The sequence below is a fragment of the Rathayibacter sp. PhB152 genome (genome assembly GCF_003751395.1).
Classification (GTDB): domain Bacteria; phylum Actinomycetota; class Actinomycetes; order Actinomycetales; family Microbacteriaceae; genus Rathayibacter; species Rathayibacter festucae.
Genome location: NZ_RJUT01000002.1, coordinates 726,036 through 749,367, shown reverse-complemented (window position 1 = coordinate 749,367; position 23,332 = coordinate 726,036). Strand labels below are relative to the sequence as shown.

Below are 23,332 nucleotides of genomic sequence, written 5' to 3'. Positions count from 1 at the left end.
CGGAAGCAGCATGCGCGGAGAGGTGGGGACGTCCGGCGGAGGTCGGTGGCGCGCGATGCCCGTCCGTCACCGCCGCGACGTCAGCAGCGTTCGCAGCGGCGGCGCGATCGACTCCCGACGGAGCAGCGCGGTCGCGAGCAGGAGGAGCAGCAGCACCGAGCCGCGGACGAGGCCCTGCCAGTAGAAGGAGACGCCGAGCAGCACCAGCCCGTTGTTGATCAGGCCGAAGATCAGGACGCCGAGCACGGTGCCGAGCACGTTCGGCCGGCCGTGCGCGGAGAGCGTCGCGCCGATGAAGACCGCGCCGATCGCGTCGAGCACGTAGAGCTGGCCGCTCGCCGGCGAGTAGCCGTAGCTGCGCGAGGCGAGCGCGATGCCGGCCAGCGCTCCGATCAGCGCCGCGACGACGAACGCGGAGGCGAGTGAGATCCCGACCCGGCGGCCGGCGATGCGGGTGGCACCGGGCTGCTCCCCCGCCGCGGTGAGCACGCGGCCCCAGCGGGTGCGGTCCAGCAGCAGCCAGACCGCGACGGCGACCGCGATCGCCAGCAGCACCGGGACGCCGACGCCGAGCACGGTGGCGTTGCCCCAGGCGGCGAAGGCGTCGGGCGTCGCCTGGCGGCGCAGGTAGATCGGCGCGCCGCCGCCGGTGAGCAGCTGCTGGGCGCTGGTGCCGATGAACCAGACCGAGAGGGTCGCGAGGAAGGCGCGGATCCTCAGCACGATCACCAGTACCGCGTTGACCACGCCCGCCAGCGTCCCGAAGCCGAGGCCGATCAGCACCGCGAACCAGGTCACGTAGCCGTCGGCGATCAGCGCGGTGGCGCCGAGGGCCGCGAGGTCGATCGCGATGCCGATCGAGAGGTCGATGCCGCCGGCCCGGACGACGAGCGTCATCGCGCAGGCCGCGATCAGCAGCAGCGCCCCGGCGCTCGCGACGTTGAGCAGGTTGGTCGGCGCGAAGTAGCCGGGCACGCTCGCGCCGAAGACGGCGAGCAGGAGCACGACCGCGGCGGGCGCGAGCAGGCGGACGGCGAGGGCCCGGCGGGACTCGGACACGGGCAGGGCGACGGCGGTCACGAGCGGACCCCTCTCTCGCGGAGGGCCGCGAGGCCGAGGACGAGCAGGATGAGCAGCCCCTTGATCGCGCCGACCCACTGGCTGTCGACGCCGATCAGGGTGAAGCCGTTGCCGAGCGCCGCCACGAAGACGGCGGCGAGCAGCGTGCCGCCGATGGTGACGACGAAGCGGCGCGAGAACACGACCGAGAGGTAGGCGGTGACGATGATGTCGAGCAGGATCTGGTTGCCGATCCCGGGCACGGCGGCGGCGAGGCGCGCGGCGAGCAGCAGCCCGGCGATGCCGGCGAGGAGCCCGGAGAGCAGGTAGCTGGTGAGCACGTGGCGCCAGACCGAGACACCCGCGACGCTCGCCGCGGTCGGGTTCTGGCCGACGGCGTAGCTGCGGGTGCCCCAGGAGGTCCGGCCGACGGCGAGGGCGGTCGCCACCGTGACGACGGCGAGCACCGCGACCGGTGCCGGGAGGCCGAGGACGCTGCCGCCGCGCAGCCAGTCGAAGAGCGGATCCGCGACCGGCACCTTGACGTTGTCGGTGGCGAGGAAGACGACGGAGCCGACGATCCCGGAGACGGCGAGCGTGGCGAGCAGCGGGCGGAGGCCGAGCACGACGGCGGTGCCGCTGATCGCGCCGAAGCCGACCGAGACGAGCAGGGCGAGCAGCACGGCGGGCAGCGCACCGAAGCCCGCGGTCAGGGCGACGGCCGCGACGACGCCGGAGAGCCCGACGATCGGACCGGAGGCGAGGTCGATGCCGCCGCGGACGACGTCGTCGCCCCCGGTGATCACCACGATCGCGAGGCCGAAGCCGGCGATCGCGGGGACCACGGCCTGGATCAGGATCGTCGAGACGTTGCCGCCGGTGGCGAAGACGGGCGACGCGGCGCTGAACACCGCGATCTCGAGGACGACGACGAGGTAGCCGATCAGGGCGAGCGCGCCGATGCCGCGGCGGCGGGCGCGCGGGGCGGCGGGCGCCTCCGTCGGTGACGCCTTCTCGGCGGGCGCGGTGGTGAGGGTCATCGAGCACTCTCCAGGGTGTCGGGGGCGACGGCGCCGGAGGCGATCGCGAGGACCCGGTCGACGCTGAGCTCGCTCCGGGGCAGCTCGGCGCGCACGGCGCCGCGGTGCAGCACGAGGACGCGGTCGGCGAGGCCGACGAGCTCCTCGAGGTCGAGCGAGACGAGGAGGATGCCGGCGCCCTCGTCGACGAGCCGGTCGATGAGCGCGTAGACCGCCGCGCGGCTGCCGATGTCGACGCCCGCGGTGGGCTGATCGAGGACGAGCACCCGCGAGCCGGCGGCCAGCCACTTCCCGACGGCGACCTTCTGCTGGTTGCCGCCGGAGAGCGTGCCGACCACGGCCTCCGGATCGGCGGGCCGCACGTCCAGTGCGGCGATCTGCTCGAGCGCGAGCGCCCGGTCTCGGCGGCGGCTGGGCAGCAGGCCACCGAGGCTGATCCGCCCGAGCGACGCGATCGAGAGGTTCTCCCGGACGGTGTGCGCGAGCAGGACGCCGTCGCGGCGCCGGTCGCTCGGAACGTAGCCGCCGCCCGCGGCGACGAAGGCCCGGGCGGAGGAGGTGGCGGTGCCGGCCACGCGCACCCGGCCGCTGCGGCGGGCGAGGCCGACCACGGCGTCCGCGAGCACGTCGACCCCGGAGCCGACGAGGCCGGTGACGCCGACGACCTCGCCCGGCCGGACCGTCAGGTCGAGGGCGTCGAGCGCGCCGGGCACGGTCAGCGCCTCGAGCTCGAGCAGCGGCGCGGCGTCGGCGGCGACCACCCGGTCGGAGCGGAGCGCGAACTCCTCCACGTCGCGGCCGAGCATCAGCTCGACGATCCGGGCGCCCTGCTCGGCGTCGCCGTCGACCAGGTCGAGCCCGCCGACGTTCGCGCCGTTCCGCAGCACCACCACGCGGCTCGCGACGCGCTGCACCTCCTGGAGGTAGTGCGAGATGTAGATCACGGCGACGCCGCGCGCCTGCAGCCGGCGGATCGAGGCGAAGAGCGCCGCCACCTCCTCGGCGGCGAGCGGCGCGGTCGGCTCGTCGAGCACCAGGATCCGCGGCTCGACCAGCAGCGCCCGGGCGATCTGCAGCTGCTGCTGCTCGGCGACGGTGAGGTCGTCGACGAGGGTGCCGCCGCGGACGACGAGGCCGACGAGCTCGGCGAGCACGGCCTCGGCCGAGGTGCCCCGGCGGCGCAGCCGCTCGTGGCCGAGGTAGAGCTGCTCCGCCACGGTCAGGCGGACGGCCAGGTGCCGGTCCTGGTGCACGACCCGGATGCCCGCCCGCTCGGCGTCGCGCGGGGCGGTGATCGCGACCGGCGCTCCGTCGATCGCGATCGAGCCCGCGTCGGCCGAGTACAGGCCGGTGAGGATCTTGATCAGCGTGGACTTGCCCGCGCCGTTCTCGCCCACCAGGGCGACGACCTCGCCGCGGCCGACCGTGAGAGCGACGTCGCGCAGCACCGGGACGCCGGCGAAGGACTTGGAGATCCCCGCCATCTCGAGGGCGGGCGCCGGAGAGGCCGAGGGCCGGGTGGCCGGGGCCGCAGACGGACTAGCCACCGAGACCGAGCTCCGCGGTCTTCTCGGCGATGTTCGCCTTGTCGATGAGCACCGGGGCGAAGTAGGTGGTCGGCGTGACCGCGTCCGCCTCGCCGCCGAGGAAGCGGGCCACGTTGTCGGCCGAGCCGGCGCCGATGGCGAGGTTCTGCTGCGCGACGGTCGCGGTGTAGGAGGAGTCGGGGTCGGCGATCAGGTCGAGCGCGCCCTGGTCGGCGTCGACGCCGTAGATCTTGATCTCGTCGCGGCCCGCCGCGTCGACGGCCTGCGCGGCGCCGATCTGCGGGGTGTCCCAGCAGGACCAGATCGCCGAGATCTCGCCCTTCGGGTAGCGCGAGAGCGCGTCGCCGATCTGCTGCTTCGCGTCCTCGATCGTGCCCTCGTACTTGTCCTGCAGCTCGGGCTCAAGGATCGAGATGCCCGGGTAGTCCTCGAGCACGAGCTTCAGCTCGTTGTAGCGGATGCGGCAGGGCGCGACACCCGGGAAGCCGTTGAAGACCAGGATCTGCCCGGAGCCTCCGATGTCCTCGGCGATGGTGCGGGCGAGCGTCGAGCCGATCTGCCAGTTGTCGCTGGTGACGTTGTTCTCGGAGTACTCGGACACGTTGTCGATCGTGAACAGCGGGATGCCCGCGTCGTGCACCTCCTTCAGCGCCGGCGCGAGGGTCGTCGCGTCGCCGAGGATCACGATGATCGCGTCGGGCTTCTGCGCGACGAGGTTCTCGATGTCGGAGACGTGCTTGTCGTCCTTGGCCTCGGCCTGGGTGGCGACGACGGTGCCGCCGAGCGCCTCCACACGGTCCTGCACCGACTGGTACACGATGCGCGAGAAGTCGTGGACGATGTCCTTCGCCGCGACGCCGACCGTCTTGCCCTCGAGGCTCGGGACGTCGGCGGTCGAGGCAGCGGCGGTGGTCGCCTCGGCGGCGGCGGCGTTCGCGGCGTTCGCGCCGGAGGACTCCTCCTTGAGCGAGCAGCCGGTGAGGACCAGCGTCGCGGCGGCGAGGAGCGCCACCGCGGAGGTGAGGGAGCGGAATCGCATGGGAGGGCCTGCTTCGGTGTGGGACGTCGGTGCGGGAGAGGGAGGCGGTGCGCCCGGAACCGTGGTGGACCGGGCGGCGCTGCTGGCCATCGTGGCGGCGGCGCGGCGACTCGTCACGCCCGCCGGTCATCCACCGCAACGCGGCGTCACACGGCGCAACACGGCGGCCGTTCGTTACGCCGGATTGCGCCGGCGGCGACGCGGTGTCGGCCGTCCCTCCTAGGGTCCGAAGCGCACCAGCCCCGAACCGAACGGAGTCCCATGGCGTCCCGCATCGTCCTCAACGCCTTCGACATGACCTGTGTCGGACACCAGGCGCCCGGCCTCTGGCGGCACCCCGACTCGCAGGCCGACCGCTACAACGACCTCGAGTACTGGATCGACCTCGCGAGGACGCTCGAGCGCGGCACCTTCGACGCGCTCTTCCTCGCCGACGTGCTCGGCGTCTACGACGTCTACCGCGGCTCGGTCGGGCCCGCGCTGATCGACTCCGCGCAGGTCCCCGTCAACGACCCGCTGCTGCAGATCCCGGCGATGGCCGCGGCGACGAAGCACCTCGGCTTCGGCGTCACGATCTCGCCGACCTACGAGCAGCCCTACGCTCTGGCGCGCCGGCTCTCCACGCTCGACCACCTGACCAAGGGCCGGATCGGCTGGAACGTCGTCACCTCCTACCTCGACAGTGCCGCGCAGAACCTCGGCCTCGAGCGGCAGATCCCGCACGACGAGCGCTACGACATCGCCGAGGAGTTCCTCGACGTCAGCTACAAGCTCTGGGAGGGCTCCTGGGAGGAGGGCGCGGTGCTGCGCGACCGCGAGCGCGGCGTCTTCACCGATCCGCGCAAGGTGCACCCGATCGGCCACTCCGGCACCCACTACCGCGTGCCGGGCATCCACCTCTCCGAGCCGTCGCCGCAGCGGACGCCGGTGATCTTCCAGGCGGGGGCCTCGCCGCGCGGCATCGACTTCTCCGCCAAGCACGGCGAGGCCGTCTTCATCAACGCGATCCGGCCCGAGCTGACCCGGCGGACCACCGACGCCATCCGCGACGCCGCGGAGAAGCACGGCCGCGCGCGCACCGACCCGAAGATCCTCATCCTCGCGACCGTCATCGTCGCCGAGACGGACGCCGAGGCGCAGGCCAAGTACGCCGACTTCAAGACGTACTCGTCCCGCGAGGGGGCGCTCGCCTTCTACGGCGGCTGGGCGGGGCTCGACCTCTCGCAGTTCCCGGCGGACGTGCCGCTCGACTACGTCGACACCGATGCGGTGCGCAGCGCGCTCTCGATCTTCACGAAGGCGGACCCCGACCGCGCCTGGACCCCGGACGACGTCGCGGAGTACCTCGGCATCGGCGGCATCGGCCCGGTGATCGTCGGCTCGCCGAGCACCGTCGCGGACGAGCTGGAGCGCTGGGTCGACGTCGCGGGGATCGACGGCTTCAACCTCGCCTACGTGGTCACCCCCGGCACCTTCGAGGACTTCGTCGACCTCGCCGTGCCCGAGCTGCGCCGGCGCGGCCGGGTCTGGGAGGAGTACGAGGGCGCGACCCTGCGCGAGTACCTCCAGGGCCCGGGCAGCGCCCGCGTGAAGGACTCGCACCCCGCCGCCGCCTACCGCGGCGCGTACACCGGCTCGCCCAGCGCCGCCGACGGACTGCCCGACAGCGTCCTCTCCGTTCTGCCCGCCCTCGACCCGGAGCCCGTCCGATGAGCCAGACCGCCACTGCCCCGACCAGCCCCGAGTCCCGCGCCGATCGTCCGCGCTCGCACTGGGACCGCGTCGCGACCGCCGCCGAGCACGAGCACTGGGACGCCGTGGCGTCCGGCGTCGCCGAGATCCTCGCGGCCGACGTCCTCGAGCGCGACCGCGGCAACCTCGACCCGACGACGGAGCTCGAGCCGCTGCGCTCCTCGGGCCTCGTGAACCTGCTCGACCCCGCCGAGTTCGGCGGCGGCGGCGCGGTCTGGAGCACGGCGTTCCGGGTGATCCGGATCCTCGCCGCCGCGGACGCCTCGCTCGCGCAGATCCTGCTGTACCACTACGTCAACTCCGCCAACATCGCGTTCTCGGCGCCGGAGTCGGAGCGCGAGCGGTTCTACCGCGCGACGATCGAGGGCCGATGGCTCTGGGGCGACTCGGTGAACCCGGTCGATCCCGACCTCGAGCTGACGCCCCGCGGCGACGGCTTCGAGCTGAACGGGCTGAAGCGCTTCTCGACCGGGGTCTCCTCGGGCGACGCGGTGCTGGTGAACGCGGTGATCGCCGCGGGCGACCGCTCCGGCGAGACGCTGACCTTCGTGCTCCCCCGCGACCGCGCGGGCATCGAGCCGCTCGGCGACTGGGACTTCCTCGGCCAGCGACAGAGCGCCTCCGGCTCCGTGCGCTTCACCGGGGTGCGGGTGGACGCGTCCGAGATCCTCGGCGCGCTCGTCGACGAGCCGTTCGCGACGCTGATCACGCCGTCGATCCAGCTCGGCTTCGGCAACCTCTATCTCGGCATCGCCCAGGGCGCGCTGGCGAAGGGCCGGGGGCTGACGCTCGGCCGGAAGAACTCCTGGTTCCTCTCCGGCGTGGAGACCTATGCGCAGGATCCGTTCGTGCGCCGGCTCTACGGCGAGCTGGTCGCGCACACGGCCGCCGCGGAGGCGCTGGCCGACCGCGTCGGCGCGCTGCACGACGCCGAGGTCGCCCGCGGCGCGGCGGTGACGTCCGAGTCGCGCGCTGCCCAGGCGATCGAGATCGCGAAGGTGAAGATCGTGACGGACGCGCTCGCGCTCGACGTGACGACCCGGATCTACGAGGCGACCGGCTCCTCCTCCGCGAAGAGCTCGATCGGGCTCGACCTCTACTGGCGGAACGTCCGCACCCACTCGCTGCACGACCCCGTCGACTACAAGAAGCTCGAGGTCGGCGCGAACTACCTGACCGGCGACGTCCAGCCGCTCTCCCTGTACACATGAGCGGCGCCGGACACCTGAGCGCCTCCGGACACGGGAGCGGCATCGGACGGTCGGGCCTCGCGGAGGCGCAGGCCGTGTTCCGCCCGGTCTTCGACGAGATCGCGGCGGGCGCCGTCCAGCGCGAGCTCGACCGCGAGCTGCCCTTCGAGCCGATCGCGCGACTGCGCGCGGCCCGCTTCGGCGGCCTGCGGGTGCCGGTCGAGCACGGCGGACGCGGGCTCTCGCTGCGCGAGACCGCGTCGCTCCTGATCGAGCTCGCTACGGCGGACTCGAACGTCGCCCAGGCGCTGCGCGGCCACTTCGCCTTCGTCGAGGACCAGCTGTCCTTCCCGCCGTCGCCGGCGCGCGACGGCTGGCTGCGCCGGCTCGCGGCGGGCGAGCTGGTCGGCAACGCCTGGAGCGAGATCGGCACGGCCGCGGTCGGCGTCACGCGGACCACGCTCACCCGCCGGGACGACGAGCTGGTCGTGAATGGCACCAAGTACTACTCCACCGGCACGATCTTCGCCGACTGGACCGACGTCGTCGTGCGCCGCGAGGACGGCACGGACACCGCCGTGGTGGTGCGCGTCGCCCAGCCGGGCGTCGTCGCCACCGACGACTGGTCGGGCTTCGGCCAGCGGCTCTCCGGCAGCGGCACCACGGTCTTCACGGACGCGCTCGTCGAGCCGGAGCACGTCTTCGCCTCCGTCCTGCGGGCGCCCCACCAGACGCCGTTCTTCCAACTCGAGCTGCTCGCGGTGCTCGCCGGCATCGCCGCCGCGGTCGAGCGGGACGCCGTGGCCGCCGTCCGCACCCGCTCGCGGGTCTACAGCCACGGCCTGGCCGATCACGGCCGGGACGACGCGCAGATCCAGGAGGTGGTCGGTGCGATCTCGGCGATCGCCTTCGGCGCCCGGGCCGCGGTGCTGGTCGCGGCGGAGGCCGTCGGCGAGGCGGCAGTGGATCCGTCACTGGTGCCGGCGGCCGGTGCCGAGGTGTACCGGGCGCAGGTGCTGCTCACCGAGTCGGTGCCGCGCGCGGCGACCCTGCTCTTCGACGCGCTCGGCTCCTCCGGAGTCGCGACGGGAGCCGCGCTCGACCGGCACTGGCGCAACGCGCGCACGGTCGGCGCACACAACCCGGTGATCTACAAGCAGCGGATCGTCGGCGAGTGGGCGCTGAACGGCACGCCGCCGCCGCTCGCCTGGTCGATCGGCGTCGGGCGGCCGCAGGGCTGACCCGCGGATCAGGCCTGCCGGCTCAGCGCCCCGCCTGCACCGCGTGCAGCGTCGCGTAGCGCCCGCCCGCCGCGAGCAGCTCCTCGTGGCTGCCGGTCTCGACGATCCGCCCGCGCTCGAGCACGACGATCGTGTCGGCCGAGCGGATCGTCGACAGCCGGTGTGCGACGACCAGGGTCGTGCGGCCGCGCATGAGCCGCAGCAGCGCCTCCTTGACGGCCGCCTCCGACTCCGGATCGAGCGCGCTGGTCGCCTCGTCGAGCAGGAGCACCCGCGGGTCGCGGACCAGGGCGCGGGCGATGGCGATGCGCTGGCGCTGCCCGCCGGAGAGGCGGGCGCCGCGCTCGCCGACGACCGCGTCGAGGCCGTCCGGCAGCTCGCGGACGAACTCCAGGGCGTTCGCGTCGCGGAGGGCGGCGAGGATCCGCTCCTCCCCGACGCCGGTCAGCCCGTAGGCCACGTTGTCGCGGATCGAGCCCTCGAAGAGCACCGAGTCCTGCGGCACGACGGAGACGGAGCGGCGCCAGGTGCGCAGGTCGAGGGTCTCGGCGTCGACGCCGTCCAGCAGGATGCGGCCGCCGGTGGGGCGGAGGAAGCCCAGCACCAGGTTGAGCATCGTCGACTTGCCCGAGCCGGAGGAGCCGACGAAGGCGACGGTCCGGCCCGGCTCGATGTCCAGGTCGATGCCCTGCACGCCGATGCTGGTCCGGACGCCGGTGCCGTCCTCGGCGGCTGCGGCGTCCTCGACGCCGGTGCTGACCGCGCCGTAGCGGTAGGTCACGTCCTCGAGCCGGATGCGCCCGCGCACCTGGGCCGCGCGCGCCTTGCCCTCGTTCTGCTCCAGGTCCGGGTCCTCCAGCAGCTCGCCGATCGAGCGGATCGACTCGGTGCCGCGGGCGATGACGGGCAGCAGCATCAGCAGGTTGGTCATCGCGCCGGTCAGCAGCGCGAAGTAGGAGCTCAGGAGCACGACCTGGCCGGGCGTGATCGGCAGCCAGCCGCTGATCGAGACCCACGCGGCGAGCACCAGGCAGCCGATGCCGAGCAGCTGCAGGCTCACCCAGGAGAGCGAGGCGAAGCGGCCGTTCAGCAGGTCGAGGCTGTAGCCGGCCGAGCGGACGCCCTCGGCGCCGGCCGCGACCCGGGCGACCGCGGTCTGCTCGAGGCCGTGCGCGCGGGTGATCGGGATCAGCGTCGCCATCTCGCCGACGCGCGCCGAGAAGTGCTCCACCTCGCGGCGGAACTGCTCGTTGCTCCGGCGCGAGCGGCGGCCGAGGAAGGCGCGCAGCAGCACCGCGAGCGGGATGGCGCAGGCGTAGACCGGGAGGAACGCGGGCACCTCGATCGCGGTCATCACGACCGCGCCGATCGCCACCATCGTCGCGGAGAGCAGCGGGTGGCCGACCTGCTGGTACATCGTCTCGATGTTCTCGACGTCGCGGACGACCTTGGTCTGCACGATCGACGAGCTGGCGCGGGAGTGGAAGCCGATCGAGAGATTCTGCAGCCGAGCGGCGAGCGCGTTGCGGAGGTCCGTGCCGGTCTGGCGCACGGCGCTCATGTAGAGCCGGGTGTACATCACGTGGTTCGGGTAGTTCTGCAGCAGTGCGAGCAGGGCGATGCCGGCCCACAGCCAGAGCGTCGACTCCGGGCCGCCGGCGACGACGACGTCGACGATCGCGCCGGTGACGACCGGGAGCAGCCAGAGCGGGGTGTCCTTGACCGCGAAGAACAGCACGGCGACGACGACGCGCGGGCGGTAGCGGCCGAGCAGCCCGAGGGCGGAGCGGCCGGGGTGGCGGCGGTCGAGCAGCAGCGGGGCCTGCGAGGGACGGGCTTCTCTCACGAGACGGTCGACTCCGATCGGGGTGTCCGCAGCGCCTTCGGGAGCGACCGCTCCGACGGGGACGCCCTCGACGCTACCCGGGCGGCGCGGTCGTGGGCAAGCGTTTTCCTGGCTAGGGTTCTGCCGACCGATGCGCGCGGGCGAGCCGGTGCGCCAGACCTCGTGAGGACCCCGATGACCGAGCCGATGCCCCTGCGCGAGGACGCCTTCGCCGTGCCCTACTGCGATCCCGTCTTCGACGGACCGACCGACCCGGTGCTGGTCGCCGACACCCTCCGCGGCGAGTGGCGCCTGTTCTACACCCAGCGGCGCGCGATCCTCGATCTGCCCGGGGTCGAGTGGGTGCACGGCAGCGCGATCGGCGTCGCGGTGTCGGGCGACGGCGGGGCGACCTGGCGGTACCGCGGCACCGTCCGCGGCCTCGACGCCGGGCTGTCGGCCGAGCTGCCGACGCTCTGGGCGCCCGATGTCGTGCGGATCGGGGATCGCTGGCAGATGTTCGTCACCCGGATCGACGGCACCCCCGACGACTGGAGCGGGCGGGCGACGATCACGCAGTTCGAGAGCGACGACCTCGAGACCTGGCGGCTCCTCGGCGACATCGACCTCGGCTCCGAGCGGGTGATCGACGCCGCCGTCGCGCGCACCGGCGACGGACGCCACCGGCTCTGGGCGAAGGACGAGCAGCGCGACTGCAGCACCGTCGTCGCCGTCAGCGACGATCCCGGCGACCCGGCGTCCTGGCGGCTCGAGGGCGTCTCCGTCGGCGGGCGCCCGCACGAGGGGCCGAAGGTGTTCCCGCTGGCCGGCCGGTACTGGCTGATCACCGATGAGTGGCGCGGGCTGGCCGTGCACCACTCCCCCGACGGCGTCGGCGACTGGCAGCGGCAGAGCGAGCGGGAGGGTCTGATCCTGACCGCTCCGGAGCGGCTGGACGGTGCGCCGATCGTCGCCCGGCACGCGGACGTCGTCCCGCTCGACGAGGACCGCGCCCTGATCGTGTACTTCACCCACCCCGGCTGGGACGGCAGCGACCTCGCGTCGATGCCTCCGGGCGCCGCGATGCGCCGCTCGCACGTCCGCGCGGCCGTGCTCACCGTCGTCGACGGCGCGCTGCTCTGCTCCGCCGAGGGCCTGCCGGTCGACTAGCCGCCCCGGCGGCCGCCGCCGTAGGCGGCCACCCCATGCCGGTCGAGCAGGCGCCGCAGGCGGCGGATCGAGACCCGGCCGCGAGCCCGGCTTGACGGGCGAGACCCCGGCACGTATTTTGGGGCAAACGCTTTCCCGAAACGTTTCATTGCAGTTCGGGGCTCGAAACGATGATGTTCTCGAAAGGACGACGATGTTCCGCTCACACAGCATGCGCTACTCGGCGGTGGCCGCCGTGGCCGTAGCCGCCCTCGCTCTGACCGGCTGCTCCGGTGGAGGCTCCGGGGCCTCCGCCACCCTGGACCCGGACGAGGAGATCACCCTCGACTACACGTTCTGGGGCAACGACGACCGCGCCGCCCGCTATGACAAGGCGATCGCCCTGTTCGAGGACGAGCACCCGAACATCACCATCAACTCGACCTTCACGGACTACCCCGGCTACTGGGAGAAGCGCCAGACCGAGGCGGCCGGCGGCGGACTCCCCGACGTGATGCAGTTCGACTACACCTACCTGCGCCAGTACGGCGACAACGGCCTGCTCGGCGACCTCTCCGAGTACTTCGGCGGCGTGGTCGACGAGACCACCATCTCCCCGGAGCTGCTCGCCACCGGCGAGCTCGACGGCGCGACCTACGCGATCCCCACCGGCTACAGCGCCTGGGCCGTCTTCCAGAACCAGGACCTCCTCGCCGCGAACGGCGTCGAGCCCTACGCCGGCGGCGGCAGCTGGGAGGACTACGCGGCCTACGTCGCCGACGTCACCGCGAAGACCGGCGGCGCCGTCTACGGCGGCACCGACTACACCGGCCGCATCCAGAACTTCGAGCTGCAGCTGCGCGCCGAGGGCAAGGAGCTGTTCACCGAGGACGGCGAGCTCGGCTTCACCGAGGACGACCTCGCCGCGTTCTGGGAGCAGGGCGACGAGATGCGCACCAGCACCGGCGTGCCGGCCGCGCGCCTCCAGGAGCTGCTGCCCAAGTCCGGCTTCGGCGCCGGCATCGCGACCAGCGAGATGAGCTGGAGCAACTTCCTCGGCGGCTACATCGGCGACAGCGGCGCCTCCGAGATCGTGATGACCGCTCCCCCGACCGCGGACGAGGGCAGCAAGGACCTCTACCAGAAGGTCGGTCTGATGCAGGCGATCTCCTCGGCGACCGAGCACCCCGAGGCCGCCGCGACCTTCCTCGACTTCCTGATCAACAGCCCCGAGGTCGGCGAGATCTTCGGCGCCACCCTCGGCATCCCCGCCTCCTCCGAGCAGCTCGCCGGCGCGAACCTCGAGGGCCCGGACAAGCAGGTCGCCGACTACCTCGACTCCGTCGAGGACCGTCTCGGCGAGGCCCCGGCCGCCCCGGTCGCCGGCTACGGCGCCATCGAGGCGAACTTCCTCGACCTCGGCACCAGCCTCGGCCTCGGCGCGGTGAGCGTCGACGAGGCGGTCCAGCAGTTCTTCGACGAGACCGACGTCACGCTCCAGAACTGACCCGGCCGCCCCGCACCGCTCCCCACTGATCCCCTTCATCCAGGCCAGGAAAGGCATCACATGACGACGACGTCGACCCCCAGCGGCACCGCCGCGGACGGTCGCGTCGCGCCGATCGCCGACCGGACGAGCACCCCTCGTCCGGTCGGCCCTCAGGCGCGGCGACGCCCCAAGCGGGACACCCTGGCCGGCTACGTGTTCCTCTCGCCGTGGCTGATCGGCTTCGTCGGGCTCACGCTCGGCCCGATGCTGATGTCCCTCTACTTCTCCTTCACCGACTACAACCTCTTCCGGGCGCCGGAGTGGATCGGCACCGGGAACTTCGAGCGCCTGTTCGGCGACCCGAAGTTCCTCCAGTCGGTGCAGCTCACCCTCGCCTACGTCTTCATCGGCACGCCGGTGAAGCTGGCCGCCGCGCTCGTCGTGGCGATGCTCCTCAACTACAGCGCGAAGGGCACCGGCTTCTTCCGCTCCGCCTTCTACGCGCCGTCGCTGATCGGCGCGAGCGTCAGCATCGCGATCGTCTGGCGCGCGATGTTCTCGACCGACGGACCGGTCGACTCGGGACTGCAGATCTTCGGCATCCAGATCGGCGGCTGGGTCGGCGTGCCCGCCCTGATCCTGCCGATGATGATCATCCTGGCCGTCTGGCAGTTCGGCGCCCCGATGGTGATCTTCCTGGCCGGCCTCAAGCAGGTCCCGGCCGAGCTCTACGAGGCCGCGATGGTCGACGGAGCGGGCCCGTGGCGGAAGTTCCGCAGCGTCACGCTGCCGATGCTCTCGCCGGTGATCTTCTTCAATCTGCTGCTCGAGATGATCAACGCCTTCCAGGTCTTCGCCTCGGCGTACATCATCGGCAACGGTACCGGCGGCCCGGCCGGCGCCACGAACTTCTACACGGTGTACCTCTACACCCGCGCCTTCACGAACAACCAGATGGGCTACGCCTCGGCGATGGCCTGGGTCCTCCTCCTCTTCGTCGGCGTCCTCGCCTTCGTCCTCTTCAAGACCCAGAAGAGCTGGGTGCACTACTCGGGAGACACACGATGACGACCTTCGACACCACGCTCCCCTCGGCCGATACGCAGGTGCTGACCGAGCCCGCACCCCGCCGGCGCCCGCGCCGCAAGCGCCCGAAGACCGCGACGCTGGTCTGGATCGCGGCGATGATCGTGCTCACCGCGATCGTGCTCTACCCGCTGGTCTGGATGGGCGCCGCGGCGTTCAAGCCGAACAGCGAGTTCGGCGGGCAGACCTCGCTGCTGCCGCAGAACCCGACGCTCGACAACTTCGTCAAGGTGCTCGCCGGCGTCGGCGGAGTCCCGCTCTGGCGGTTCTTCCTCAACTCGACGATCCTCGCGGTCGGCTCGGTCATCGGAGTGGTGATCTCCTCCTCGATGGCGGCCTACGCCTTCGCCCGGCTCGACTTCCGCGGCCGCCCGCTCTACTTCGCGCTGATGATCGGCACGCTCCTGCTGCCGATGCACGTCCTGCTCATCCCGCAGTACACGATCTTCCGCACCCTCGGGATGATGGACACCTACTGGCCGCTGCTGATCGGCAAGTTCCTCGCGACCGAGGCGTTCTTCGTCTTCCTGATGGTGCAATTCATCCGCAACCTGCCCCGCGAGCTGGACGAGGCGGCGCGGATCGACGGCGCCGGCCACCTGCGGATCTTCGGCTCGATCACGATCCCGCTGATCCGTCCGGCGCTGATCACCTCGTCGATCTTCGCCTTCATCTGGAGCTGGAACGACTTCCTCGGCCCGCTGCTCTACCTGAACACGCCCGATCAGCAGCCGCTGCCGCTCGCGCTCCGCGTCTACAACGACCAGACCTCGGCGTCGGACTACGGCGCGACGATCGCGGTCTCGGTGCTCGCGCTGCTGCCGGTGCTGATCTTCTTCATCGTCTTCCAGCGCTTCCTGGTCGACGGCGTCGCCACCCAGGGCCTCAAGGGATGAGCCGCGCGTCACGGGCGCAGCGCGAGGCGCGAGCCGCCGCCGCCGACGGCACGACCCTGCGCTGGCCGGGGGCGGCCAACCGCTTCGCGCTGTTCGCCGAGGTCCTCTTCACGGGGCTCCTCGTCACGATCCTCGCGCTGCCGCTCGTGACGCTGCCGCTCGCCCTCGCGGTCGGGGCGCGGCACCTGCGCCGCTTCGTCCTCGACGAGCCGTCCTCGCTGCGCACGGCGCTGGCGGAGGCGCGCACCGGTGTCCTGCGCTCGCTGCCGGTCGGTCTCGCGCTGCTGGCGCTGTCCGCGGTGCTCGGCCTCGATCTGCTGGTCGCCTCGACCGGCGCGCTGCCCGGAGCGACCGCGGTCGCAATGGTCTGCGCGGCGCTCCTCGCGGCCGCGCTCGTCGTCGTGCTGACGGCGTCGGCGCTCTGGATGCCCGACTCGCGCTGGGTCCCACTCCTGGGCGAGGCCGCGACGCTGGCGGTCCGCGACCTGCGCGGCTCCGGGGCGCTGCTGGTGGCGCTGGTGCTCGCCACCGTGGTCACCTGGCAGCTGGCACCCTTGGTGGTGCCGGCGCTCGGCTGCACGGTGTTCGCCGCGCTCGCGGTGCGGCTGTCGCGGACGGCGCCCGCGGCCCGCTGAGCACGACCCCACGACGATCGTCTCCGCGACGATCACCACCACGATTCGACGACCACGACTCGACGACCACCACTCGACGACGACGACCACGGAAGGCCCACGGCTCGGATGATCCACTACGGCGGCGACTACAACCCGGAGCAGTGGGACGAGAGCGTCTGGCCGGAGGACGCGCGGCGGATGCGCGAGGCCGGCGTCACGACCGTCAGCCTGGGCATCTTCGCCTGGGCGCGGATCCAGCCCGACGAGGACACCTTCGACTTCGGCTGGCTCGACCGGATCCTCGACCTGCTGCACGAGCACGGCATCGCCGTCGATCTGGCGACCGCGACGGCCTCGCCGCCGCCGTGGGCCACGACCAGCTACCCGGGAATCCTGCCGCAGGACGAGAACGGCGCGACCTACTGGCCGGGCAGCCGCCAGGCCTACCGCCCCACCTCCCCCGACTACCGCCGGCTCGCGGCCCGGCTGGTGACGGCGATCGCCGAGCGGTACCACGACCACCCCGCGGTCGTGCTCTGGCACGTCAACAACGAGTACGCCTGCCACCTGCACCACGACTACTCCGACGACGCGGCCGCCGCCTTCCGGGTCTGGCTGGAGCGCAAGTACGGCTCGATCGACGAGCTCAACCGGCGCTGGGGCACCTTCTTCTGGTCCCAGCGCTACGCGTCCTTCGCCGAGATCGTCCCGCCGCGGAAGGCGCCCTACAGCCACAACCCGGCCGGGCTCCTCGACTTCCGCCGCTTCACCTCGGACGCACTCCTCGAGCTCTACACGATGGAGCGCGACATCATCCGCGCCTCGGGCGCGACGCAGCCGATCACGACCAACTTCATGGGCGCCTTCCCGCCGCTCGACTACTGGAAGTGGGCGGCCGAGGTCGACGTCGTCAGCGACGACAACTACGTCGATCCCGCCGACCCCGAGTCGTTCCGCACCGCCGCCTTCACCCGCGACCTGATGCGCTCGCTCAAGCCGGGCGTGCCGTGGCTGCTGATGGAGCAGGCGACCGGCGCCGTCAGCTGGCGGCCCTCGAACGCCGTCAAGGCGCCCGGGCAGATGGCCGCGCTGTCGATGCAGGCGGTCGGGCGCGGGGCCGACGGCGTGCTGTTCTTCCAGTGGCGGCAGTCGCGGCGGGGCAGCGAGAAGTTCCACTCCGCGATGCTGCCGCAGGCGGGCGTCGGGACGCGCACCTGGCGCGAGGTCGTCGAGCTCGGCCGGGTGCTCGGCGCGCTGCCGGAGCTGTCGGCGGAGTCGTCCAGCGTTCCGACCGGCGGATCGGTCGGCGGATCGGCCGCCGGCCCGACCGGCTCCGGTGCCCGCATCGCGCTCGTCCTCGACTGGGAGAACTGGTGGGCGATCGGCAACCCGGACCACCCGGTCGTGCTCGACCTCCTGGAGCTCGTGCAGCGCTGGTACTCCGCGCTGCACCGGCAGAACCTCGCGGTCGACCTGGTGCTGCCGACGGCGGACCTGGCCGCGTACGACCTCGTGCTGCTCGCCCACTCCTACCTGCTCACCGACGCGGCCGCGGAGAACCTGACGGCGTTCGTCGAGCGGGGCGGCCGGCTGCTGGTCACCGCGTTCAGCGACGTGGTCGACGAGGACGACGCCTTCCGCGAGGGCGGCTTCCAGGTCGGGCTCCGCGAGGTGCTCGGTGTGTCGGTCCTCGAGTTCGCCGGGCTCGGGGCGGCCGGCGCGGAGGTCGCCGGTGCTCCCTTCGGCGTCCTGCGCGGCGAGCTGCTGGCGGAGGAGCTCGGCGTGCTCGTCGACCCGTCCGGCGAGCGGCCGGTCGAGGTCCTCGGCCGCTACTCCTCCGGACCCGCGGCGGGCACCCCGGCACTGACCGCGCGGCGCACCGGCACGGGCACGGCGCACTACCTCGCGACGATCCCGGACGACGCGGGCATGCTCGCGCTGACCGCCTGGCTCGCCGAGCAGTCCGGCATCGCCCCCGTGCTGCAGACCGGGAGCCCCTGGGTCGAGGCGGCCCGCCGCGGCGACGTTCTCACGGTGATCAACCACGGCCAGGACCCCGTCGACGTCGCCGTCTCCGGCACCGACCTCGTCACCGGCCACCCCGTCGACACGGTCCACCTCGCCCCCTACGCCTGGACCCTCCTCCGCCCCTGACGCCCGCCCCCCTCTCCCCCTCCGCGAGATGCCACTTGTGCCCGCTTCTACCGGCGTGTCGCGCTCACAAGTGGCATCTCGCGGGGGGCGGAGTGCGCGGCGGCGATGTCGGCGGCGACGGCGTGCAGGGCCGAGCGGACGAGGCGGGCGGCGGGGTCGAGCTCGCCGGACCAGGCCACCGCGATCGAGCGGGAGGCGACGGTGAATCCCGCGTCCGAGCGGGTCGCTCACTCGGTGATCATCGCAGCAGGCGGCGGCGTCGAGGTAGGCGCGACGCCGCCGGCCAGCGGCGCTCACCCGGCGAGACGTCCCGCCGCCGTCGAGGCGTCCTGCTCCGCGTGGACGCCTCGACCGCAACGGGACGCCTCGCCGTTCCGGACGGAGGGTGACTCGGAGTCAGGCGCCTCCCCGCCGCGTGCGACCTCGCAGCGCCAGCACGGCGGCGGCGCTGAGCATCGCGCAGCCCGCCGCGGCGACGGTCGCCGCGACGACGGTCTCCGTCCACGGGGTCGTGTCGAAGGACTGGTAGCCGGTGATCGCGGGCGCGACGACGAAGGTCGCGATCAGCAGTCCCGGCAGGGTGCTGCCGAGCAGGCAGGCGTACGCCAGCGCGGCCCCTACCGACCTCCGGTGCGCCTTCGCGGCGAGGGCTCCGAGGCCGACGACGGGCACCAGCCCCAGCATCATCTGCAGGAAGGGGAGCTGGAGCGGAGTGGGCGCGCCGATCAGCCCCGACAGCACTCCGTGCAGCCCGCTCAGCCCGAGGACACCGGCGACCAGGAGCGCCGACAGGCGGAGGAGACCGCCCCCGCCGATCGCCCGCGCCGACACCGGCAGGGCGATCGCGACGAGCAGCAAGCCGACGCCGTGCACCTGCGCCGCCGTGCCGAGAGGCTCCCACGGATCCGCGGGGATCATGTAGTCGAAGAGATGGTCCTCGACCGACCGGTCCGTCCGCGTCCAGCCCTCGCTCGCGGTGACCCAGCGCTGCAGCGAGGCCTGCAGCTGCAGCAGCGCCGCCCCGAGCAGAAGCGCCGCGGCGAGCAGCACCCCGCGCGGCGATCCCTGTCCAGTCCGCGCGTCCGCCGCGGACGTGCGCACCGTCTCTCGCTCCGCCATGGGCGGCAGGCTAGCGTCGTCCGGCCAACGGCGGGAGAACGAGCGGTGCACGGCCCGGGAGGGATCCATCTGCCTCCTGTGCGTGGGCCTCCTCGGAAGCGTGCCGAGGAGCGGTGACCGCCGAGCTCCGGCTCGCCGAATCTGCTCCGGCTCTCCGGAGCACGCCCGTTCCACGAGCCGAGGCGGTTCCGACGAGCCGGAAGTCCCCGGCCGGTCAGCGCCCGCCGACCGCGGCCAGCAGCTCCCGGACCGTGCGCGGCTCGCGCCCCAGCAGGCCGGCGAGCGTCGGGTCCGTCCCCGCGAAGAAGCCGGCCGCCGCCGCCTGGTGCATGCCGAGCAGGAACCGCGCCTGCGGCTCCGGCTGCCCGGCGGCGACGCGGCGCGCGAGCCACTCGTCGTCGCCGAGGATCCGGAACTCGATCGGGCGTCCCGCGACGTCCGCGGCGAGCTCCGCGACCTCCGCGAAGGTCGGCGCCTCGAGGGCGGTCAGGGTGACCGGTCCGTCGTGCGCCTCGCTCGCGAGCAGGAGGCGCGCGGCGGCCTCCGCCGCGTTCTCCCGCGCCGTCCACGACACGGGGCCGTCGGACGGCACCTCGATGACCCCGGTCGAGCGCCAGTCGCCGAGGAAGAACGCGAGGCTGTGGGCGTAGAAGCCGTTCCGCAGCGAGGTCCAGGCGACTCCCGACTCCGCCAGCAGCTGCTCGGTCGCGGCGTGATCGCGGCCGGGGCCGAACGGGGTGTCGGGCGAGGCGCCCTGGTGGCTGGTGTAGAGGATGCGGCCGACCCCGGCCTCGACGGCGGCCTCGACCGCGGCGCGGTGCAGGGCCGGCGCGTCGGACCCCGGGTCGTTCGAGGAGACGAGCAGCAGCTGGTCGGCGCCCGCGAACGCGCCGGGCAGGGACGCGGAGTCGGCGTAGTCACCGCGGCGCACCACGACGCCCCGGTCGGCGAAGCGCGCGGCCTTCGCGGTGTCGCGCGCGACGACGACGATCTCGGCGGCGGGGAGGGAGTCGAGGAGGTGGTCGACGGTGGCGCCGTTGAGCGCTCCGGTGGCGCCGGTGACGATGATCATGGAGGGCCTTTCGATGGGGGGACCACCGGGGTATCGGTGATACCGCTCGAACGATAACCCTGGAATACCAGCGATAGCAAGAGTGCGATATCGTCGATCCATGACCGCGCCCCCCACGGACACCCGAGCCCGCATCGTCGACGCCGCGGCCCGCCTCCTGCGCGAGGCCGGCCCATCGGCCGTCACCACCCGCGGCGTCGCGGAGGCGGCCGGCCTGCAGGCTCCGGCGATCTACCGCCTCTTCGGCGACAAGGACGGCCTGCTCGAGGCGGTCGCCGAGCACGTGCTGAGCAGCTGGGTCGCCGAGAAGTCGGCCGTCGTCGAGGAGGCCGCGGCCGGTGACGTCGACCCGATCGACGATCTGCGCGCCGGCTGGGCAGCGCAGATCGAGTTCGGCCTCGCGAATCCCGCGCTCTTCCGCCTGCTCAGCGACCCTTCCCGCGCGGCAGCCTCGCCGGCGGCGCGGTCGGGCAAGCGGGTTCTCGCCGCGCGGATCCGCCGGGTCGCGGCCGCCGGTCGCCTCCGCGTCCCCGAGGAGCGCGCCGTCGGGCTGATCCAGACGGCGGGGACCGGCGTCGTGACGACCCTGCTCTCCTCCCCCGCGGCCGAGCGCGACGCGGGTCTCGCCGACGCGGCGTTCGAGGCGGTGCTCGCCGGGATCCTGACCGAGCAGCCGCTTGCCGCGGACGACGCGCCACTCGCCGCCGTCGTCGCCGTCCGCGCCCTCGCCCCGCAGCTCGCCGACCTCCGGCCCGCCGAGCGCGAGCTGCTGCGCGACTGGCTCGACCGCGTGCTCGACGGCGGCGTGCGGCGGCGGACCGCGCAGGACTGACAGGATCGCCGGGTGCCCTCCTCCGCCGCCCGACTCCGCCGCACACTGCCGGTGATCGCGCTTCTGGCTTTCGCGACGTCCGGCTGCACGGGCACCGTTCCGATGCAGGCCGCGCCGACCGCGGCGGCCGTCGGCTGCGCGGAGATCGCGGCCCGGCTCCCCTCCGACGTCGCCGGACTCACGCAGCGGGAGACGGACGCCCAGGGCACGGGGGCCTGGGGCGAGCCGGCCCAGGTCCTGCTGCGCTGCGGCGTCCCGGCCCCCGGCCCCTCCGCCGCGTGCCTCACCGAGCGCGACATCGACTGGACGATCGACGACAGCGACGCGGCCGTCGTCGTCGCGACGAGCTACGGCCGGGACCCCGTGGTCGAGGTCGTGCTGGACGCCGGCCTGTCCGGTGGTCGCGAGATCCTCGCCGCCCTCGCCCCGGCGGTCTCCTCGGTGCCGGCGACACGGAGGTGCTCGTGAGCCGCGCACGACCCGGAGGCTCGGCCGACCGCGCACCCGGAGCCCGCGGGCGCGAGAACGCCGTCCGCGCCGTGCTGGGCGCGATGCTGGCGCTCGTGCCGCTCGCGATCGGGGCGCTCGTCGACAGCGCGAACGGGACGGCGGCCACTCCCCTGTCGGCCGACCCGTCCTTCGTCATCCTCGCCCTCGGCGGGCTCGCCGTCTGCGCGGCGGTGATCAGCCTGCCGGTCGGCGCCGCGACGTATCTGCTGGACCGCCTGATCGAGCGCGTCTGGACGAGCAGCGGAGGGCGGCTCGCCGCGCAGGTCGTGGCGAACGCCCTCGTCGGCGGCGCGGCCGGCCTGCTCCTCGGCGGACTGGTCGCCCCGCTCTGGCGTCCGATCGAGCGCGCCCTCGTCTTCACCGGTCCGTGGGCGCTGGCCGCCGCCGCCCTGGTCCTCCTCTCGGCCGTCCTGCGGAGCCGCCGAGCTGCATGCTGATCGAGCAGCCCGCGCAGCGGGCGCATCGAGATCCACCGTCGCCGGCACGAGAGCCTGCAGACCCGGCGTCTCTGCGGTGGGCGGGTCTCGATACGCCCCTGCGGGGCTACTCGACCAGCATGCACATGCTGATCGAGCAGCTCGCGCAGCGGGCGGATCGAGATCCACCCTTGTCGGTGTCGACTGCGCCCGAGGGACTGAGGCTCCGGTGCGGCTGCCCGGGCGGAGACCCGCCGCGGAGTCCCTCGCTACCGATCGTCCCCCGCGGCGAGCGCCGCCTGCAGCGTGCGGATGAACGCGCCGAGCGCACCGGAGGCCAGCAGTCCCGGCCCGAGCGGACCGGACGCGTCCTCGCCGAGCAGCGGCAGGCGCGCCAGGGCCGTCCGCACCGGGGCGCTCATCCCCGCCAGCTGCCGGTCGATCTCGGCCGCGCCGCCGCGCCCCGGGTCGGCCAGCTCGGCCGCCTTCGCCGCGAACGCCGCCGCCCCCAGCGCGTGCGCGCCCAGGTGAGCGACTCCGGACGCCTGCCCCGCCGACCAGGCCGCCGCCTTCCCCGCGGGCGACGTCGCCGACTGCGACGCCCGGCCCGCCTCGAAGCGGCGCCGGATCTCCCCGGCCGCGCTCAGCTCGCCGCGGGCGAAGCCACGTGCCCGGTCGATGCCGTCCCGTGCCCGGTCGTCGTCGGGGGCCTCCGCCTCGAAGAGCGGCAGGACCCGCTCGGCGCAGTCGGCGGCCCAGGCGGCGACGAGCCGGCGGTCCTCCTCGGTCAGGGTCTGCGGAGAGGGCATGCCAGCACTCTGGCAAACGCCCGGCGGTCGCTCCGGGCGCGGATGCTCCCCGGCCTCTTGTCGCGCCGCGCACTTCTGGGCAGTGTTGCCCGCATGAGCCTCTACCTCTCCTGCCCCGTCGCGAGCGTCGAGCGCGCCACCGCCTTCTACACCGCCCTCGGCTGGACGCGCAACGAGGCGATGTCCAGCGAGAACGTCGCCTGCTTCGCGATCGCGCCGGATCAGTACCTGATGCTCAGCAGCCGCGAGATGTACGCGAGCGTCGGCGGCACCGAGGAGCTGATCGGCGGTCCGGACACCCCGTCCAAGACGACCGTCTCGTTCGACCTCGGCAGCCGCGAGGCCGTCGACGAGCTGACCGAGCGCGCCGGCGCCGCGGGCGGCCGCATCGGCGACACCGAGGAGTACCCGTTCATGTATCAGCGCCAGTTCGACGACCCTGACGGCTACCACTACTCCCCGTTCTGGATGAACCCCGACGCCTGACGCC

General features: G+C 73.3%; 22 protein-coding genes. 13 read left to right on the top strand and 9 right to left on the bottom strand.

Going from position 1 to position 23,332, the window contains the following annotated elements:
- Nucleotides 1-66: 66 nt before the first annotated feature.
- From EDF36_RS06910 to EDF36_RS06895, 4 genes are read right to left on the bottom strand one after another with little or no spacing between them, the layout of a single operon-like run.
- Nucleotides 67-1,080, bottom strand: coding sequence for an ABC transporter permease (locus tag EDF36_RS06910; protein ID WP_123703795.1), 1,014 nt, complete (start codon nucleotides 1,078-1,080; stop codon nucleotides 67-69).
- On the bottom strand, nucleotides 1,077-2,099 hold the full coding sequence (locus tag EDF36_RS06905) for an ABC transporter permease (protein WP_123732389.1): 1,023 nt from the start codon (nucleotides 2,097-2,099) through the stop codon (nucleotides 1,077-1,079). The genes EDF36_RS06910 and EDF36_RS06905 overlap by 4 nt, the downstream gene beginning before the upstream one ends.
- Nucleotides 2,096-3,646, bottom strand: a complete 1,551-nt coding sequence (locus tag EDF36_RS06900) for a sugar ABC transporter ATP-binding protein (protein ID WP_148059987.1) — start codon at nucleotides 3,644-3,646, stop codon at nucleotides 2,096-2,098. Before EDF36_RS06900 ends, EDF36_RS06905 begins: the two co-directional genes overlap by 4 nt.
- Nucleotides 3,639-4,685, bottom strand: coding sequence for a sugar ABC transporter substrate-binding protein (locus EDF36_RS06895; RefSeq protein ID WP_123732387.1), 1,047 nt, complete (start codon nucleotides 4,683-4,685; stop codon nucleotides 3,639-3,641). Before EDF36_RS06895 ends, EDF36_RS06900 begins: the two co-directional genes overlap by 8 nt.
- A 261-nt stretch (nucleotides 4,686-4,946) precedes the next feature.
- Here EDF36_RS06895 and EDF36_RS06890 point away from each other — a divergent pair, with 261 nt between their 5' ends.
- The 3 genes from EDF36_RS06890 to EDF36_RS06880 are packed head-to-tail and all read left to right on the top strand — an operon-like array spanning nucleotide 4,947 to nucleotide 8,868.
- Nucleotides 4,947-6,398 carry an LLM class flavin-dependent oxidoreductase gene (locus tag EDF36_RS06890; RefSeq protein WP_123732386.1) on the top strand — a complete coding sequence of 484 codons (1,452 nt, stop codon included), beginning with the start codon at nucleotides 4,947-4,949 and terminating at the stop codon, nucleotides 6,396-6,398.
- Nucleotides 6,395-7,648, top strand: a complete 1,254-nt coding sequence (locus EDF36_RS06885; protein WP_123732385.1) for an acyl-CoA dehydrogenase — start codon at nucleotides 6,395-6,397, stop codon at nucleotides 7,646-7,648. Before EDF36_RS06890 ends, EDF36_RS06885 begins: the two co-directional genes overlap by 4 nt.
- Nucleotides 7,645-8,868 (top strand): acyl-CoA dehydrogenase family protein, encoded by a 1,224-nt coding sequence (locus tag EDF36_RS06880; RefSeq protein WP_123732384.1) that lies wholly within the window; start codon nucleotides 7,645-7,647, stop codon nucleotides 8,866-8,868. The genes EDF36_RS06885 and EDF36_RS06880 overlap by 4 nt, the downstream gene beginning before the upstream one ends.
- Nucleotides 8,869-8,890: 22 nt before the next feature.
- On the opposite strand, the gene EDF36_RS06875 is transcribed toward EDF36_RS06880, so the two are convergent.
- Nucleotides 8,891-10,714 (bottom strand): ABC transporter ATP-binding protein, encoded by a 1,824-nt coding sequence (locus EDF36_RS06875; RefSeq protein WP_123732383.1) that lies wholly within the window; start codon nucleotides 10,712-10,714, stop codon nucleotides 8,891-8,893.
- 174 nt (nucleotides 10,715-10,888) lie between these two features.
- On the opposite strand from EDF36_RS06875, the gene EDF36_RS06870 reads away from it, so the two are divergent.
- The 6 genes from EDF36_RS06870 (at nucleotide 10,889) to EDF36_RS06845 (ending at nucleotide 18,084) form a co-directional block, all read left to right on the top strand.
- Complete coding sequence (locus EDF36_RS06870) at nucleotides 10,889-11,863, top strand: glycoside hydrolase (RefSeq protein WP_123732382.1); 975 nt, start codon at nucleotides 10,889-10,891, stop codon at nucleotides 11,861-11,863.
- A gap of 193 nt (nucleotides 11,864-12,056) precedes the next feature.
- A complete protein-coding gene (locus EDF36_RS06865; RefSeq protein ID WP_243839927.1) occupies nucleotides 12,057-13,349 on the top strand; it encodes an ABC transporter substrate-binding protein in 1,293 nt (430 codons plus the stop codon).
- A 60-nt stretch (nucleotides 13,350-13,409) separates the two neighbouring features.
- Nucleotides 13,410-14,399, top strand: coding sequence for a carbohydrate ABC transporter permease (locus EDF36_RS06860; protein ID WP_123703775.1), 990 nt, complete (start codon nucleotides 13,410-13,412; stop codon nucleotides 14,397-14,399).
- A complete protein-coding gene (locus EDF36_RS06855; RefSeq protein ID WP_123703773.1) occupies nucleotides 14,396-15,313 on the top strand; it encodes a carbohydrate ABC transporter permease in 918 nt (305 codons plus the stop codon). The genes EDF36_RS06860 and EDF36_RS06855 overlap by 4 nt, the downstream gene beginning before the upstream one ends.
- Nucleotides 15,310-15,948 carry a hypothetical protein gene (locus tag EDF36_RS06850; protein WP_123732381.1) on the top strand — a complete coding sequence of 213 codons (639 nt, stop codon included), beginning with the start codon at nucleotides 15,310-15,312 and terminating at the stop codon, nucleotides 15,946-15,948. The genes EDF36_RS06855 and EDF36_RS06850 overlap by 4 nt, the downstream gene beginning before the upstream one ends.
- Nucleotides 15,949-16,056: 108 nt before the next feature.
- Nucleotides 16,057-18,084, top strand: a complete 2,028-nt coding sequence (locus EDF36_RS06845) for a beta-galactosidase (RefSeq protein ID WP_123732380.1) — start codon at nucleotides 16,057-16,059, stop codon at nucleotides 18,082-18,084.
- 47 nt (nucleotides 18,085-18,131) lie between these two features.
- On the opposite strand, the gene EDF36_RS21740 is transcribed toward EDF36_RS06845, so the two are convergent.
- The 3 genes from EDF36_RS21740 to EDF36_RS06835 form a co-directional block, all read right to left on the bottom strand.
- Nucleotides 18,132-18,263, bottom strand: coding sequence for a hypothetical protein (locus EDF36_RS21740; protein ID WP_260300549.1), 132 nt, complete (start codon nucleotides 18,261-18,263; stop codon nucleotides 18,132-18,134).
- A 217-nt stretch (nucleotides 18,264-18,480) separates the two neighbouring features.
- Nucleotides 18,481-19,203 (bottom strand): hypothetical protein, encoded by a 723-nt coding sequence (locus EDF36_RS06840; RefSeq protein ID WP_148059986.1) that lies wholly within the window; start codon nucleotides 19,201-19,203, stop codon nucleotides 18,481-18,483.
- Nucleotides 19,204-19,417: 214 nt separating this feature from the next.
- A complete protein-coding gene (locus EDF36_RS06835; protein ID WP_123732378.1) occupies nucleotides 19,418-20,275 on the bottom strand; it encodes an NAD(P)H-binding protein in 858 nt (285 codons plus the stop codon).
- A 100-nt stretch (nucleotides 20,276-20,375) separates the two neighbouring features.
- Between EDF36_RS06835 and EDF36_RS06830 the strand changes: the two genes are divergently transcribed.
- From EDF36_RS06830 to EDF36_RS06820, 3 genes are read left to right on the top strand one after another with little or no spacing between them, the layout of a single operon-like run.
- Nucleotides 20,376-21,107 (top strand): TetR/AcrR family transcriptional regulator, encoded by a 732-nt coding sequence (locus EDF36_RS06830; RefSeq protein WP_123732377.1) that lies wholly within the window; start codon nucleotides 20,376-20,378, stop codon nucleotides 21,105-21,107.
- A 12-nt stretch (nucleotides 21,108-21,119) separates the two neighbouring features.
- Nucleotides 21,120-21,575 carry a DUF3515 domain-containing protein gene (locus EDF36_RS06825; protein WP_260300548.1) on the top strand — a complete coding sequence of 152 codons (456 nt, stop codon included), beginning with the start codon at nucleotides 21,120-21,122 and terminating at the stop codon, nucleotides 21,573-21,575.
- Nucleotides 21,572-22,054 carry a hypothetical protein gene (locus tag EDF36_RS06820; protein WP_123732376.1) on the top strand — a complete coding sequence of 161 codons (483 nt, stop codon included), beginning with the start codon at nucleotides 21,572-21,574 and terminating at the stop codon, nucleotides 22,052-22,054. Before EDF36_RS06825 ends, EDF36_RS06820 begins: the two co-directional genes overlap by 4 nt.
- Nucleotides 22,055-22,302: 248 nt before the next feature.
- Here the strand turns inward: EDF36_RS06820 and EDF36_RS06815 are convergent, their stop codons facing one another.
- Nucleotides 22,303-22,842 (bottom strand): putative immunity protein, encoded by a 540-nt coding sequence (locus tag EDF36_RS06815; protein WP_123732375.1) that lies wholly within the window; start codon nucleotides 22,840-22,842, stop codon nucleotides 22,303-22,305.
- Nucleotides 22,843-22,935: 93 nt separating this feature from the next.
- On the opposite strand from EDF36_RS06815, the gene EDF36_RS06810 reads away from it, so the two are divergent.
- Nucleotides 22,936-23,328 carry a VOC family protein gene (locus EDF36_RS06810; protein WP_123732374.1) on the top strand — a complete coding sequence of 131 codons (393 nt, stop codon included), beginning with the start codon at nucleotides 22,936-22,938 and terminating at the stop codon, nucleotides 23,326-23,328.
- The last annotated feature ends 4 nt before the right edge of the window (nucleotides 23,329-23,332 follow it).

Bases quoted from the DNA above. Each gene is read 5' to 3' on its own strand.
- EDF36_RS06845 (WP_123732380.1), top strand. From the start codon at position 16,057: ATGATCCACTACGGCGGCGACTACAACCCGGAGCAGTGGGACGAGAGC.
- EDF36_RS06830 (WP_123732377.1), top strand. From the start codon at position 20,376: ATGACCGCGCCCCCCACGGACACCCGAGCCCGCATCGTCGACGCCGCG.
- EDF36_RS06850 (WP_123732381.1), top strand. From the start codon at position 15,310: ATGAGCCGCGCGTCACGGGCGCAGCGCGAGGCGCGAGCCGCCGCCGCC.
- EDF36_RS06870 (WP_123732382.1), top strand. From the start codon at position 10,889: ATGACCGAGCCGATGCCCCTGCGCGAGGACGCCTTCGCCGTGCCCTAC.
- EDF36_RS06865 (WP_243839927.1), top strand. From the start codon at position 12,057: ATGTTCCGCTCACACAGCATGCGCTACTCGGCGGTGGCCGCCGTGGCC.
- EDF36_RS06840 (WP_148059986.1), bottom strand. From the start codon at position 19,203: ATGGCGGAGCGAGAGACGGTGCGCACGTCCGCGGCGGACGCGCGGACT.
- EDF36_RS06815 (WP_123732375.1), bottom strand. From the start codon at position 22,842: ATGCCCTCTCCGCAGACCCTGACCGAGGAGGACCGCCGGCTCGTCGCC.
- EDF36_RS06860 (WP_123703775.1), top strand. From the start codon at position 13,410: ATGACGACGACGTCGACCCCCAGCGGCACCGCCGCGGACGGTCGCGTC.
- EDF36_RS06895 (WP_123732387.1), bottom strand. From the start codon at position 4,685: ATGCGATTCCGCTCCCTCACCTCCGCGGTGGCGCTCCTCGCCGCCGCG.
- EDF36_RS06835 (WP_123732378.1), bottom strand. From the start codon at position 20,275: ATGATCATCGTCACCGGCGCCACCGGAGCGCTCAACGGCGCCACCGTC.
- EDF36_RS06855 (WP_123703773.1), top strand. From the start codon at position 14,396: ATGACGACCTTCGACACCACGCTCCCCTCGGCCGATACGCAGGTGCTG.
- EDF36_RS06810 (WP_123732374.1), top strand. From the start codon at position 22,936: ATGAGCCTCTACCTCTCCTGCCCCGTCGCGAGCGTCGAGCGCGCCACC.
- EDF36_RS06885 (WP_123732385.1), top strand. From the start codon at position 6,395: ATGAGCCAGACCGCCACTGCCCCGACCAGCCCCGAGTCCCGCGCCGAT.
- EDF36_RS06890 (WP_123732386.1), top strand. From the start codon at position 4,947: ATGGCGTCCCGCATCGTCCTCAACGCCTTCGACATGACCTGTGTCGGA.
- EDF36_RS06880 (WP_123732384.1), top strand. From the start codon at position 7,645: ATGAGCGGCGCCGGACACCTGAGCGCCTCCGGACACGGGAGCGGCATC.
- EDF36_RS06905 (WP_123732389.1), bottom strand. From the start codon at position 2,099: ATGACCCTCACCACCGCGCCCGCCGAGAAGGCGTCACCGACGGAGGCG.